This is a genomic window from Streptomyces glaucus, from assembly GCF_039533365.1.
In the GTDB taxonomy this organism is placed as follows: Bacteria; Actinomycetota; Actinomycetes; order Streptomycetales; family Streptomycetaceae; genus Streptomyces; species Streptomyces glaucus.
The window spans coordinates 66,475-78,701 of record NZ_BAAATK010000004.1 but is presented as its reverse complement, the minus strand read 5'-3'; the positions used below and the strand labels follow the sequence as shown (position 1 = coordinate 78,701).

7 protein-coding genes and 8 pseudogenes are annotated in these 12,227 nt (G+C 72.4%); 7 read left to right on the top strand and 8 right to left on the bottom strand.

The window, feature by feature from the left end; translation table 11 throughout:
* Positions 1 to 131: 131 nt before the first annotated feature.
* Positions 132 to 816: pseudogene (locus ABD363_RS04385) on the bottom strand (IS3 family transposase); the annotation flags it as partial.
* Positions 817 to 2,531: 1,715 nt separating this feature from the next.
* On the opposite strand from ABD363_RS04385, the gene ABD363_RS04380 reads away from it, so the two are divergent.
* Both ABD363_RS04380 and ABD363_RS04375 read left to right on the top strand, forming a co-directional pair.
* A complete protein-coding gene (locus ABD363_RS04380) occupies positions 2,532 to 2,795 on the top strand; it encodes a hypothetical protein (RefSeq protein WP_344600014.1) in 264 nt (87 codons plus the stop codon).
* 218 nt (positions 2,796 to 3,013) lie between these two features.
* A pseudogene (locus ABD363_RS04375) lies at positions 3,014 to 3,274 on the top strand (hypothetical protein); the annotation flags it as partial.
* A gap of 972 nt (positions 3,275 to 4,246) precedes the next feature.
* On the opposite strand, the gene ABD363_RS04370 reads toward ABD363_RS04375, so the two are convergent.
* The 3 genes and pseudogenes from ABD363_RS04370 to ABD363_RS04360 all read right to left on the bottom strand — a co-directional run bounded on the left by ABD363_RS04370 (position 4,247) and on the right by ABD363_RS04360 (position 6,147).
* Positions 4,247 to 4,702, bottom strand: coding sequence for a tellurite resistance TerB family protein (locus ABD363_RS04370; protein ID WP_344600013.1), 456 nt, complete (start codon positions 4,700 to 4,702; stop codon positions 4,247 to 4,249).
* A 155-nt stretch (positions 4,703 to 4,857) separates the two neighbouring features.
* A pseudogene (locus ABD363_RS04365) lies at positions 4,858 to 5,844 on the bottom strand (sporulation protein); the annotation flags it as partial.
* A gap of 84 nt (positions 5,845 to 5,928) precedes the next feature.
* Positions 5,929 to 6,147: a hypothetical protein gene (locus tag ABD363_RS04360; protein WP_344600012.1), complete on the bottom strand. Its 219-nt coding sequence runs from the start codon at positions 6,145 to 6,147 to the stop codon at positions 5,929 to 5,931.
* A 228-nt stretch (positions 6,148 to 6,375) separates the two neighbouring features.
* On the opposite strand from ABD363_RS04360, the pseudogene ABD363_RS32745 reads away from it, so the two are divergent.
* Positions 6,376 to 6,549: pseudogene (locus ABD363_RS32745) on the top strand (CBS domain-containing protein); the annotation flags it as partial.
* Between the two features lie 175 nt (positions 6,550 to 6,724).
* On the opposite strand, the gene ABD363_RS04355 reads toward ABD363_RS32745, so the two are convergent.
* Both ABD363_RS04355 and ABD363_RS04350 read right to left on the bottom strand, forming a co-directional pair.
* A complete protein-coding gene (locus ABD363_RS04355) occupies positions 6,725 to 7,159 on the bottom strand; it encodes a hypothetical protein (RefSeq protein ID WP_344600011.1) in 435 nt (144 codons plus the stop codon).
* A gap of 82 nt (positions 7,160 to 7,241) precedes the next feature.
* A pseudogene (locus ABD363_RS04350) lies at positions 7,242 to 7,328 on the bottom strand (hypothetical protein); the annotation flags it as partial.
* A gap of 792 nt (positions 7,329 to 8,120) precedes the next feature.
* Between ABD363_RS04350 and ABD363_RS04345 the strand changes: the two are divergent.
* Positions 8,121 to 8,357: pseudogene (locus ABD363_RS04345) on the top strand (transposase); the annotation flags it as partial.
* Between the two features lie 74 nt (positions 8,358 to 8,431).
* On the opposite strand, the gene ABD363_RS04340 reads toward ABD363_RS04345, so the two are convergent.
* Positions 8,432 to 9,322: a fructosamine kinase family protein gene (locus ABD363_RS04340; RefSeq protein WP_344600010.1), complete on the bottom strand. Its 891-nt coding sequence runs from the start codon at positions 9,320 to 9,322 to the stop codon at positions 8,432 to 8,434.
* 553 nt (positions 9,323 to 9,875) lie between these two features.
* Positions 9,876 to 10,006 (bottom strand): annotated as a pseudogene (locus ABD363_RS04335) (tRNA (adenosine(37)-N6)-threonylcarbamoyltransferase complex transferase subunit TsaD); the annotation flags it as partial.
* Positions 10,007 to 10,121: 115 nt separating this feature from the next.
* Here ABD363_RS04335 and ABD363_RS04330 point away from each other — a divergent pair.
* The 3 genes and pseudogenes from ABD363_RS04330 to ABD363_RS04320 all read left to right on the top strand — a co-directional run.
* A pseudogene (locus tag ABD363_RS04330) lies at positions 10,122 to 10,313 on the top strand (iron chelate uptake ABC transporter family permease subunit); the annotation flags it as partial.
* A 26-nt stretch (positions 10,314 to 10,339) separates the two neighbouring features.
* Positions 10,340 to 11,125: an ABC transporter ATP-binding protein gene (locus tag ABD363_RS04325; protein WP_344600009.1), complete on the top strand. Its 786-nt coding sequence runs from the start codon at positions 10,340 to 10,342 to the stop codon at positions 11,123 to 11,125.
* Positions 11,126 to 11,133: 8 nt separating this feature from the next.
* Positions 11,134 to 12,156 carry an ABC transporter substrate-binding protein gene (locus ABD363_RS04320; RefSeq protein WP_344600008.1) on the top strand — a complete coding sequence of 341 codons (1,023 nt, stop codon included), beginning with the start codon at positions 11,134 to 11,136 and terminating at the stop codon, positions 12,154 to 12,156.
* The last annotated feature ends 71 nt before the right edge of the window (positions 12,157 to 12,227 follow it).

Genomic DNA, 12,227 nt, shown 5'->3' with positions numbered 1-12,227 from the left:
CGGGCCGGACCGCACCCCGGAGGACGGGACCCGCACCGCGGTCCCGTCCTCCTCCGTTCCTCCGCCGTCCGCGTCCCGCGGCGCCCGGCGGTCCGGCACCACGGACCGCACCGGAAGTTCCCGCGTCCGGACTCGGCCGGTGTGAGGCAGCCGAGTGCGGAAGGCCGGCGGCGGCGTCGGTCGCAGTACGGCATCCAGCGGAACGCTTCCGGGCGGGCCCGCGCCTTCGACGTCCGGCGCCGTCCGTGCAGCGGCTCCCGTCCGAGTCCTGGTGGAGCGACTCGGCGAGGGCGTTGTCACAGCTGGACCCGACGCGTCCCGTGCTTCGGCGGATGCCGTGCCGCCGGCAGGCATCGGCGAAGGCCCGGCTCACGTATCGGACGCCCCTGTCCGTGTGGAAGACGACGCCGTCCACTCGCATCAGCCGTGTCCCGCGTTCGCGGTTGACCTCCCGTCCCCGGGCCCTCGGCTCGGCGTGGACGCGCGGGGCGCCGTAGGCACCCCGGTGCTCGGCGTGAGGGGCACGGATTTCGGCGACTGCCGCCGCCTCGCGAGCCTGGCGTTCGGCGCGGGCCTCTTCGGTGGCCTGGTGCCGGCAGCAGCCGGAACGGGAGGCCCCCAGGACCCGGCACAGCCGCTCGGCGCCGAAGCCGGCGCGGCGGCCGGAGGTGAACTCCCAGCGGCGGGTCCTCGCTTCGCCTCCCCGGCGAAGCAGGCGGCCGTCCGGCGCAGGATCTCGCGCTCCAGCTGCCACTCCTTCCCGCCCTTCGGAAGCCCGGTGTTCTCGGCCCGCGGCCGGGCCGGCTCATCGGCCTGGCCCTCCGGGGCCGCTCCCGCCCCGGAGGGCCGGCACGTTCGCCCCGGTGCCCTTGCGGACCCATGTGCGCAGTGTCCCTCCGGTGATCCCGAGTTCGGCGGCCACGGCCGCGTACGTGCGCTTGCCGCCGCCCGCGCGACGGCATCCCCCCGGAACTCCTCCGGGTACGGAGACCGGCGTCCCACCTGGACATCCCCCCCAGGAGCATCAGGATCCATGGCCAGGGTGCCCACTCCAAGGGATCAGCCTCACCTACGGATCGGCCCCCTGGGGCGACCGGTGGGGCACAGAAGGCCTCCCCCGCTCCACGGTGACCCGGCCGCCCTCGGTGCGGACGGCGACGGTCTGAAGGGCCTGTGCTTCAAACCGCTGAACGCGTCTTGCCCGGCTGTGTTCCGTTCCAGGGGGAGCGCGCGGCGCGCCTCCGCAAGGCCGCGTCCGGCGCGATCACCAGCTCCCGCCCAGCGCCCGCGAACATGCTGCCGGGCTGCTGCGGCGCACCTGGGGCCGGGCAGTGTCGACGACGCTGCACGGCCCCGGCTGCTCCCCTTGCGCCGGAACTGCGCGGGCCGCGGACGACACCGAGAGAACAGCGCACATCGGAATTCCCGGAAAGCGGCTGCCGACCTTCCGGCCATGCGCCGCCGACGCGTTTGGACCCCATGTCCCGCGGCAGGCACATGCCGTCCCACCCGCAAGAACGTTCCCGCACCGGGCAGCCGAAACGCACACGCCCCACACTGAGCGGACGTCACACCGCGGACCGGCGGAAGAGCACCTGAAACAGACCGCTCACGCAACCCGTCCGACCGAGCGCCCCGGACAGCAAATTGACGCCCCCCCTGCACCCGGCCGGATTTCGCCGACTCGGCGGATCCATACGGGCGCGCTTTCTTCGATGCGCCGCATCGTACGACCACGTGAAGACAATGCGGGAAGAAAATGCGACTACCCTCTGCGGGTTATACACCCTGCCGTTTTCCGCTGTACAAAGCGATGACTCAGCCGCCCAAGGGACGGCTTCCAAGAAGGTCACCGTGAAGACACCCAGGCGAGCATTCGCCGCCGGCCTGTCCGTCCTCGCGCTCAGCGTGACGATGCCGACCGCCGGATCGGCCGCACCCGCGAGCGCCGCTCCGCTCAGCAACAAGCTGGAGGCCCGTCACAGCGGCAAGTGCCTGGAGGTCGTGGGGGGGGCGGCATCCACAACGGCGCCGGCGCAGTCCAGCGCACCTGCAGCGCCGACCGGCCGTACCAGGAGTGGCGCCTGCTGTGAACCAGCGGCTGCGACTACACGCACGCGGGGCCCCAGGCCCTCCCAGCCGGCCCCGGCATGGGCATCGCGCGGCACCGGTCGCCACCGGCGACGACCGGACACAGGACACCCCTGTCCGCGAAGGACCACAACGCGGACGACGCCGTTGGCGCCGGGCCCCGTGGGCTGCGGCTCCGGCGTGACACGTCGGTGAACGGCGGCCAGTCCGGGAGGAAAAGCAATGCGCGGTCCCGTCCGAGAACAGCAGGGGCGGGTCGGACCTGAAAAGGCCGTGACGGACACGATCATCCACACACAGAGCGTGCGGTGAGACACCTCCTGCGCGGCGACGTGCTCCCGCACGCCTCCCCCGGCCGGGATTCATCCGGAATCCCCGAGGCATGGATGCCCGCAGAACAGAGCAGCCCTCGACGCGAAATGCCATCTGGAGGTCTTCCCATGAGGTTCATCCGCGAAATGGCCACCGTCCTCTCCGGCATCGCCCTGGCCGTCTCCGGCGCCTTCCTCACCGCCCCCGCCGCCCATGCCGACACCGACTCCTGCCTGTCCTACCTGGAAAGCCAGGGGTACACCTTCAAGACCGAACATTTCTACGCCTGTTACCACGGGCACCGCGACTGGATGCTGTGCTACGACATCCTGCGGGACGAAAACGTGCACTACGGTGTCGCCGCCCGAGCCTGCGACCACGCCGCGATGTGACCACCGCAAAACCCCGCGCCGGCTTGGTTCCCGTCTCACGGGAGACAGGCCCCGCACGTCGCATTCCCGGTTCGCTCTGCGGACTGCAGATCCTGGGCGGCCCGCAGGGCGGCATCCACCCGGGCCGTGACCGCAGCGTCGCCCGCCGGGCGGCTGGCCCCGGACGGCAGCGTGAAGGATCCGCCCTCCGCGGTCCGTGACCGCGGCAGTCCGATCCGCTCCTGGTCTCGCCCCGTCCGCGGAAGGGCGCGGGCGGGCAGGAGGTGGAGCTTGCGTCGATGGGCCAGGACTTCGAGACCTACAGGTCGTGGCTGACCGAGCTGGGGCTGCCGAAGGTGATCGAGCGGGGCGCCCTCGCCGGATTCGAGAGCGACGTCCTCGAGATCCGCGCCCCCTCCCCCGCCCTCGACGAGTCGCAGGAAGCGCAACGAGGCCGGCGCCTGGCGCCGCTGTGGACTGCGTTCCTGGAGCACGGCGCGAGACGGCGGAGGCGTCCAGGTCGATCTCCCGCGTCCCGGTGGGCTTGGCGAGGAAGCCCTTGCGGGGTGCGGCCTGCCGGCCCCGCCCCATACGGACGGGCCTCAGGGCGGTGCCGTCGGACTCACCGAGGCCGATCTGTTGACCTTTGCCCAGATCGACCGACATGGGGCGGATACTCCTTGGGGTTGCTGGTGGTGCGGGTTGCCGCGGGAGGAGGAGGTGCGGGCATCCGGCGGAGAGGCACGGCGCGGGATCGGGTCCTCGCGCGGCTGCCGGCGCGGGCAGGGCAGCATGGCCCGGTCCAGCATGCCCGGTCCAGCAGGGCCTGGTGCCAGTCCGGCCGTGCCCGCTGCGGACGCGCCGGCCGCGCGGACCCGTCGCTGCCGCGTGCCGCCGTTCCCGGCAGCGCGGCGAAGGCGAGGAGAGCGCCGGCGCCCGCGATCAGCGTCAGGGTCCATCCGGCGGTGATCAGCGAGTCGGGCGGGGCTTTCCGCGCCGGGCAGCCGGAGCAGGCAGCCGAGGGCGCGCAGGGCTGCGGCGGACACGGCGGCGGCGAGCGGGGCGAGTGCCGCCAGGACGGGTAGCAGGCTGCGGGCGTCGGGGCGGGGCGGCGGGTCCGGCTGTGTCGGCGTGCGCAAGGCGAGGTACGTGCCGTACTCCACGCGGACCGCTGCGGCCGTCTCCTCGGCGTCCCCGAGCGCGCAGGCGCAGGCGCGCGGTGGCCCGGCCGGTGGGGTCGGCCCGCAGCTCCTTCTGGATGTCCGCGGCGCCGAGTGTCGGGTGCAGCAGCACCGCCTCGAAGTCCGCCCTGTCCTCCGGGTGCAGGCGCAGTGGGGCGGTCACATGGTCTCCTGACGGGCGGAAGGCTTCGCTGTCGCGCTCGGAGCAGTGCGGGGACGGCGTTGGACCCGCCCCGGGGGAAGCCGGGCCGGCGCCGAGGAGACGCCGGCCGGACGCGCGGTGCGGGTCGGTCAGAGACCGAACTCGTGGGGCGGCAGATCGAGGGTGTAGCACGCCTCGCGGACCACGGCCTGCTCGTCCTTGTCGAAGTCGCCGTCGGCGCCGCCGATGACGATGCCGATCTGGATGACGGCCCGGGCTTCGGCGGGCTTCTTCCTGGCCTTGGCGATCTCCTGCATGACGCTCACCTTGCCGAAGTCGAAGTCGGCGGTGAGCTTGTCGAGATTCTCCTCGAAACGGCGGCGCAGGTCGTCGGCGGGGAAGTTCTGCAGCACCTCGTTGGTGGCGATGAGCTGGGCCACGCGCTGCCGTTCGGACGGGTCGACGGTTCCGTCCGCGGCGGCAACCAGTGCGCACATCGCCATGCCGGCGTCGCGGAAGGCGCCGCTCTTCAGGTCGTTCTTCTTCGCCATGAGCTGGGCCTGCATCGTCGATGCGGACTCCTTGAGGCGGTCCCACAGGGCCATGAGAACTCCGTACGGGTCGGGAGAGCGCCCGGGTCGGTCGCTCCGGACAACATTTCTTCTACAGCACTGTAGAATTTATCAGCGGGGAGCGGAGGCCCGTGCCTCCGCTCCCCGCTTCCGCGCCCTTCGCCTTCCGCCGGGACGGCCCGGTGTCGGCCCTCGTCCTCCTCGTCGCCCTCGAAGAAGTCCCCGACCTCGTCCACGACTTCGGCCGCGGCCATGCCGCCGACGACACCGACCGCGAGTCCGGCGGCGCCCGCGGCGACGGCGGTGCCCGTGCCGGGGCCGGAACGGTGATGGTCGCCGTGGTGATCACCGTGACCGTGCTGCCCGCCGTACGGGTCGCCGTGACCGTGGGCTCCGTGGGAGCCGTGCGCCGCCCGGTGCTCGACCAACTGGCGGATCCAGCCGTCGACTTCCGTGTTCCAGTCGCGGGAGTCGTGGTGGCCGACGGTGAAGCGGGTCAGGGCGTCGTGGCCGCCGGAGAAGAAGCCGCCTCGCTTGTCGGCCTCCAGGACGACCTCCATGCCGCCCGGGTTGGCCAGGAAGGTCACCTCGATCTCGTTGACCTGGTGCGCGTACCGCGGCGCCGGGGTGAGCTCGATCTCCTGGTAGAACGGCAGCTGCTGGCCGGCGCCGCCGATGCGCCCGTACTCCAGGCCGGCGGACTCGAAGCCGAAGCCCAGCTGCCCGAGGGCCTCCAGGATCGCCTCCTGCGCGGGCAGCGGGGCGATGTTCAGCCGGTCCAGGCCGCCCCTGTCCCTGGCGCCGGCCACCGCCAGCTCGGTGCGCACGCCGAGGACGATGCCCAGGCCCTGCCCGTGGAGCTCGGTGATCGGCGTCTCCCACGGCAGCATCACGGTGAACGGGACGCTGTGCTGCTGACCCGCGCCGAGCCGGAAGCCTCCGCCGACGGTGAACCGCTCGAAGGCGACGACGCCCTCGCTCCCGCCCTCGCCGTGCCCGGTCTCGACCCGCGCCACGAGTTCCAGGGCGATGTGCTCGAGGTCGAAGTCCGCGTTCCCGCCGTCGAGGTGGACCTGGCCGGTCAGCGGGCCGCCGGGGCGGGCGGCTCCCGGGTCGAGGACCATGTCGACGGCGGGTCCGCCCGCACCCAGTGATCCGAGCAGTCGTTTGAACACATGGTGGCGCCCACCCCTTGTGCGTGCGTGCGTGTGTCTCGTTCGGGTGCGGGGCCGCGCGCCGGGACGGGCGCGGGGGCGGGCCTACTCGGCCGCGTCCGGTGCGGCGAGGGCCTGCGCCCAGCGGACGTACTTCGACTCGGCCAGGCCGGTTACGGTCTCGACCCCGAACGCCTCCTGGAGCAGCTCGCCGTCCCGGCCGGAGACACCCTTGAGCGCCCCCACCGGAGCGGCCAGGATCTCGGGCAGGCTCTTGTCCGCCCACGTCCTGTCGAGCGCCCTGCCCAGGTCGATCGAAGCCATGCGTGTCCTCCTCCGCGCGTGTGAGGCCCGGCCCCGCCACAGGCCTTCTACAAGCGAGTAGAAGCGTAGGGGTGCGGCAGGCCGGGAGAGGCACGGCCGGCCCGGGCACGCAGCGAAACGACCGAGAAACACGCTCCTGCGAGGTCGAGCGCGGCGACGAGCTCACTGCAGTGGGGCCGCGCCCGAGACGTGCGGGCGTGCGACGGGGGTGCCCCTCTCCTCCCGCCCCTGCACAAGGTCACCCGCGTACGCATCGACACTCCGCTGGACCACACCCTCGCAGCCCTGCGCGCCGAGGACCGTCATCTGGCCGCCGCCGTCGGCGGGAGCGGCAGGGTCATCGGCTTCGTGACCATGGGGGACGCGCTGTCCGAACCGGTAGGGCCGACGGCTCCGGCCACCCCGTGGGAGCCGCAGCGGTGCCGTAGGCGCTGCCCCGTCCCCCAGCGCCGCCACGGCGGCTGCGAGGCCGGTCAGCGGGCGGAGGACACCGTGCGAAGGCGCCCTGGGGGTGGGACGGATGGTGAACCGCCCTCTTACCGCGGTGTACGCCTGCGTCAGTCCTGCTCCAGCAGGGCTACAGACCCGCTCCGGAGGGGAGGGCGCCGGGGCCGGGCCGGGGCTCGAGCTCCGGGGCCAGGAGTTCGGCGATCGTCCGGCGGCGGCGGATCAGGCGGGTCTCGGCGCCGTCGACCAGGACCTCGGGGATGAGCGGCCGGGAGTTGTAGTTCGACGACATGCTCGCGCCGTAGGCGCCGGTGTCGTGGAAGACCACCAGGTCGCCGATCTCGGTGCGGGGCAGCGGCACCGGTTCCACGTCGCCGCCCTCGACCTGGGTGAAGACGTCCCCCGACTCGCACAGGGGGCCGGCCAGGACCGTGTCGCGGGCGTCCGCGCCGCGGAAGGCGCCGTCGGCGCCGCGCACCGAGACCCGGTGGTTGCTGCCGTACATCGCGGGCCGCATCAGGTCGTCGAAGCCGGCGTCGACCAGGACGAAGTAGTTGCTGCCCACGGGCTTCTGGGCCCGGACCTCGGCCGACCAGGTCGAGCCCGTGCCGGTCGACCAGGGCGAGGCTCTCCTGGAGGTGCTCGTGCCAGATGCCGTCCTTGCTGTGCTCGCCACCGGTGTTGGTCTTGCGGCTGTGCCCGTGCCCGAAGCCCGGGTTGATCCGGATCCACACCGGGTGACCGGGGGCCGCCCGGCCCACCGGGCAGCCGATCTCCTCGGCCGCGGCCGGCACCGCTTCCTCGGTCTCGGCCAGGGCGTGGCGCGCGGAGGCGAGCCCGGCCGCGGCCAGGGCGTCCCGGCACCGGTCCTTGCGGCGGGCGGTGAGGACGCCCTCGGTCGCCGTGCCCCACAGGCCCGGTTCCCGGCAGGCGACGGCGACGGCCTCGGCGCTCAGCTCCAGCTGCGCGGTGACCACGTCGATGGGGTCGACCGCGTGGCGGGCGGCGAGCACGCGGGTGACGGTCTCGGCGTCGGTGGTGACCAGACCGTCGACCGGGGTCAGCGAGAGGACGCGGACGAGGTCGGTGCGGCGGGCGGTCTCCGCCGCGAGGACGCCGCCCGTCGACCAGCCCAGCAGGTGGACGGGGCGCCCCAGGGCGGCGGTGGCCCGCGCGTACCGCCCGGCCGGTTCGGGCAGGGTGGCGGGGAGCCGGTCGGCGGGCGGGGCCTGCAGGCCGTACACGGCGTACGAGGCGGGCAGCGCGCGTCGGCGACCCCCGCGAACCGCTCCGGGGCGACTTCCTCGGTCGGCGCGGTGCGGACGGGCTTGAGGAGGCGGGCGATCCTGTCCCAGTCCCCGCTGCCGCCTCGACAGCCTCGTGCTCGGCCCCGTTCTCACTCACCGGTCGTCAATGCATTTTCCATGACCGGGAGTTACGCCGAACGATTTGCAGTTCCCAGCGGCGGCGCCCTCGTCCCCCAGGTCCGGATCGACGAGCACGTCAGTCGACGAGTTCGCGCCCTCCTTCAATTCGATACCGGGATCAGGCGAGTTGTCCGCACGGCCGACGCCATCGAGTCGGTGAACGCGCGCATCCGCAAAGCCGTCCGCGCACGCGGGTACTTCCCGGACAAGCAGGCCGCCCTCAAGTGCGTCTACATGACCGTCATGAGCCTGGATTCCACTGAATGGGGACGCAAGCGCTGGTCACGCCAATGGAAAACCACCCTCAACGCCTTCGGGATCGTCTTCGACGGACGACTCTCCGCCGCCCGCCGCTGGACCCCCGACAACTCCAGAAACACCGCTCACCGGACCCGGCGGTGGCCCGTCGGTCACACCGTCGCCGGGCCACCGTCCTGCCGGAACGGGGCAATGATCTTCCGTACGGCCTCCGTGGCCCCCCAGTCGTCGTCGTCATGGGCGATGACGCTCAGGAGCTCCCGGAGATGGAAGAGATCCATCCGGTCCCGCCAGCCGTCGTCGATCCCGGTGATCTCCTCGTACACGGCGAAGAAGCGGTCCGAGGCGGGCGGGCGCGGGGAGCACCACAGCATGCTGAGGTCGATTTCCGGCCAGTTGTAGGACACGGCGGGGTCGATGAGCACGGGTGCGCCGTCGGCGGTGGCGACGATGTTCTCCTGCCACAGATCGCCGTGGGTCAGGCACGGGGGCCGGTCCGGCACGAGTTCGGGCAGGGCGGCGCAGAGCCGTTCCAGGGCCTGCCGCTCCGCGGCGTCGAAGGCCGCCTCCACCAGAGGCTCCGACAGCCAGCGCAGGATGCGCCGCTCCGCGAGGAACGCGTGGCCGTCGCTGTCCCACGTGTTGTCCTGGCGCAGCCGGCCCAGCCAGCCCGGACGGTGCCAGCCGAACCGCTCGGCGGTCGTGGAGGTGTGCAGGGCGGCGACCGTGTGGGCGAGCCGCTCCCAGAAACGCTCGTCGTCGCGGCGTGGCCACATCTCCTCCAGCACGAGCAGCCGGGGCGAGGCGCACAGCACCTCCGGCGTGATCACCCCGCCGGTTTCGCGAAGCTCCGTCAGACCGGCGGCTTCGACCGGGAAGATGTCCCGGTCCGGTCCGAGAAGCGTTTTCGCGAATATCCTTGAATCGTCCTCGAGGGTCGCCAGCCCGGCAATCGCGACCACTCCACCGGTGGCTTTCTCCACCTCTTCGGCCGCGTAGCCCGCTTCACGGAGACGCTTGATGAGCACTTCTTCACCGGACACCCAGAGATGACACCATATTCTCCCCACGCGTACCAGGAGTCCGTTCGGCCGATTCACCGGTGACCGCGGGTCCGAAGCGTGTGCGGCTCCGCGCAGCCGGAAGTGCCCCTTCTGATGAGCTCGGTCAGACCAGTTACCGAGGTTGAACTCGTGGAGTCGTATTGATCAGAAACCCATGGGGGCGTCGTCCAGGACGTAGCGGGTGCGCGGGCCGCCGAAACAGCCGCGGACGACGTACGGCGGGCGCCTGCGTCTGCGTCTGCGTCTGCGTCTGCGTCTGCGTCACCACGAGCAGGCCGCCTTCCCGGCCCACGGGCGACTGGACCTGGCCCTGTCCTGGGACTCTGCCGACGCCCCCGGTCTGATCGCGGAACCATTGCTGGCCGGACGGAGCTACGCCGTGGTCCCGGCCGGACATGCGCCGGCGGACGCCGCCGCCGTCCTCCACGCCCGCGCCCAGGTCGCCGTCCCCGAGAGGGCGCACGACGTGAGCGAGACGCTTTCCGCGCCGGCTTCCGACCGGCCGGGTGTCGCTCGCGGTGGCGCCGGACCGGAGGAGCGAGGTGTGGCCGCCGGGGACGATCAGCACCGTGCAGGGGCCGGGCAGCGGCCCGTGCTCCAGGGTGTCGGCGGCGACGTGACCGGCCGGATGGTGAACTCCGTACCGCGGACGCCGAGCGCGTAGGAGATCCCCCTGGCCCCGCCGGCCCCGCCTGGGGCGCTCCCGTCCGTCGGCGTCGGCGCCGACGGACGACGGCTGAAAGGGCTGCCGCAGCGCACCGGAGTCGCGGGCGCTCCCGGGGCCGACCACCGGCGGGTGCTCAGCGTGGCGCCGCTCGCCGGGGCCGTGCTCCTGGTCTGGGCGGACGTGCTGTCCCGGCTGCTGCTCGCGCCGGCGGAGATGCCGGTCGGAGTGATCACCTCGGTGGTGGGCGTGCCCGTCTTCCTGCTGCTGATGCGGCGCGGCGGCTACGCGTTCGGAAACCGCTGACCGCGGCGGAAGGGAGGAGGCGACTCGTGCGGCTGGACATCGAGGACGTGACGGTCGAGGCGGCCGGGGCCCGGCTGGTGGAGGACATCCGGCTCACCGTGGACGACGGTTCCTTCGTGGGGCTGGTCGGCCCGAACGGCAGCGGCAAGTCGACGCTGCTGCGCTGCGCGTACCGGGCGCTGCGTCCGGCGGCGGGCGCGGTGCGGATCGACGGGGACGACGTGCACGCGCTGGCGCCCCGGGCCGCGGCCCGGGTGCTGGCCGCGCTGCCGCAGGAGTCGTCCGCCGAGTTCGACTTCACCGTCGCCGAGGTGGTCGCGATGGGACGGCTGCCGCACCGGGAGCGGACCGCCGCCGAGGACCGGGAGATCTGCGCGCAGGCCATGGACCGCACCGGCGTGGGACACCTCGCCGACCGCGGGTTCCTGGCTCTGTCCGGCGGCGAGAAACAGCGGGTGCTCATCGCCCGCGCACTCGCCCAGCGGCCCAGCGTGCTCGTCCTCGACGAACCCACCAACCACCTGGACATCGCCCACCAACTGGACGTGCTGTCGCTGGTCCGGGCCAGTGGCCTGACCGTGCTGGCGGCCCTGCACGACCTCAACCTGGCCGCCGCGCACTGCGATGTGCTGTACGTGATCTCCGGCGGCCGGATCGTCGCCTCCGGGCCGCCGCACGACGTGCTCCGGCCCGACCTGCTCGGCGAGGTGTTCGGGGTACGGGCGCATCCCGTACGGCATCCGGGGACCGGTGCCGTCCAACTGCTCTTCGACCTGCTCCCGACCGCTTCACAAGGTCCGACCCCTTCCTGAGGACGCCCATGCGCAAGCTTCTCGCCGCCTCCCTCTGCCTGCTCGTGACCGTCACGGCCACCGGCTGCGGTGCCACCGTCGAGTCCTCCGGGAAAGCCGGAGCCTCCGGGAGAGCCGGGACGTCCGCGGTCACCCTCACCAACTGCGGCCGCGACGTCACCTACGACGAGGTTCCGCAACGCGTCGTCACCAACGACGTCGGCATCACCGAGCTGATGTTCGCCCTCGGCCTGGAGGACCGCATGGCCGGTTTCGCCATGCCCGACGACAGGGGCGACGTGACCGACCTGCCGTGGAAGGCCTCCTACGACAAGGTGAGATGGCTGTCCGAGGGACAGCTGACCAAGGAGAACGTGCTGGACGCCCGCGCCGACTTCGTCTTCGCCGGCTGGAACTACGGCTTCGGCGAGGACACCGGACTCACCCCCGACACCCTGGAGACGCTCGGTATCCCCTCCTACCTGCTCACCGAGTCCTGCCGCAACGGCCGTACCGACACCTCGCGCGGCATCATGCCGCCCTTGGACGCCCTGTACACCGACCTCGGGAACCTGGGGAAGCTGTTCGGCGTCGAGAAGCGGGCGGACGCACTGATCTCCGAGTTCAAGCGGCAGGTCGCCGACGTGCGGGCGAAGGCACCGCAGGGCGCCGACCGGCCCACCGTCTTCCTCTACGACAGCGGCGAGACCCAGCCCTTCACCTCCGGCCGCTACGCCGGCCCCGACCAGATCATCAGCGAGGCCGGCGGGGTCAACATCACGCACGACGTCGAGGACTCCTGGACCACCGTCGGCTGGGAGAGCGTCGTCCAGCGTGACCCGGAGGTCATCGTCGTCTGCGACTACGGTGACGTGAGCGCCGAACAGAAGAAGGAGTTCCTCCTTTCCCACGCTCCGCTGCGCGACGTCTCGGCCGTCAAGCACCGGCGGATCTTCACCCTCGACTACGCCGACCTGGTCGAGAGCCCGCGCAACCCCTCGGCCGTCGCCGCCCTCGGCGCCTATCTGCGCGACGTGGCCGGCCGGAGGTAAGGCACCACGGGCAGCGGCGAGGGCGGCGTCCCGCGAGCGCTACGACGCCGGCGACTTCCTCCAGGACCTGG

Coding starts and splice junctions, on each gene's coding strand:
- ABD363_RS04380 (WP_344600014.1), top strand. CDS start 2,532: ATGAGGTTCATCCGCGAAATGGCCACCGTCCTCTCCGGCATCGCCCTG.
- ABD363_RS04370 (WP_344600013.1), bottom strand. CDS start 4,702: ATGGCCCTGTGGGACCGCCTCAAGGAGTCCGCATCGACGATGCAGGCC.
- ABD363_RS04360 (WP_344600012.1), bottom strand. CDS start 6,147: ATGGCTTCGATCGACCTGGGCAGGGCGCTCGACAGGACGTGGGCGGAC.
- ABD363_RS04320 (WP_344600008.1), top strand. CDS start 11,134: ATGCGCAAGCTTCTCGCCGCCTCCCTCTGCCTGCTCGTGACCGTCACG.